Here is a 409-nt window from a genome sequence, read left to right on the forward strand (position 1 = left end):
AACCCGACCTTGTGGCCGGGTTGTTTTGTTTGGTTGCGGGAGCAGGATTTGAACCTGCGACCTTCAGGTTATGAGCCTGACGAGCTACCGGGCTGCTCCATCCCGCGTTATATTTCAGTTTCCGTGTTTCCGGGGCCTTTCAGCGCCTGGTTTTCAGCCCGGCATTTTTGCTTTGTTTGTCCTCGGCTTTCGCCTGCGGACAAACGGGGCTGCTCCACGGTGCCAGCACCCTGGTGCTTTTTAGCTATGAGGTGCTGGGATCCGGCATTCGCCGGCAAGAGGTTTCATCGTTGAGACACAAACTGCGTTTTGCAGGCCTGGCAGCGACCTACTCTCCCACACCTTAAGATGCAGTACCATTGGCGCTGGGGAGTTTCACGGCCGAGTTCGGGATGGGATCGGGTGGGGG

General features: G+C 57.5%; 1 tRNA gene and 1 rRNA gene. Both read right to left on the reverse strand.

Features of this window, described 5'->3' with window-relative positions:
* Positions 1-30: 30 nt before the first annotated feature.
* Positions 31-107, reverse strand: a tRNA-Met gene (locus ABLQ08_RS32465).
* A 208-nt stretch (positions 108-315) separates the two neighbouring features.
* Positions 316-409 (reverse strand): 5S ribosomal RNA (rrf, locus tag ABLQ08_RS32470); the annotation flags it as partial.

This window comes from Roseibium sp. SCP14 (assembly GCF_040329475.1).
In the GTDB taxonomy this organism is placed as follows: domain Bacteria; phylum Pseudomonadota; class Alphaproteobacteria; order Rhizobiales; family Stappiaceae; genus Roseibium.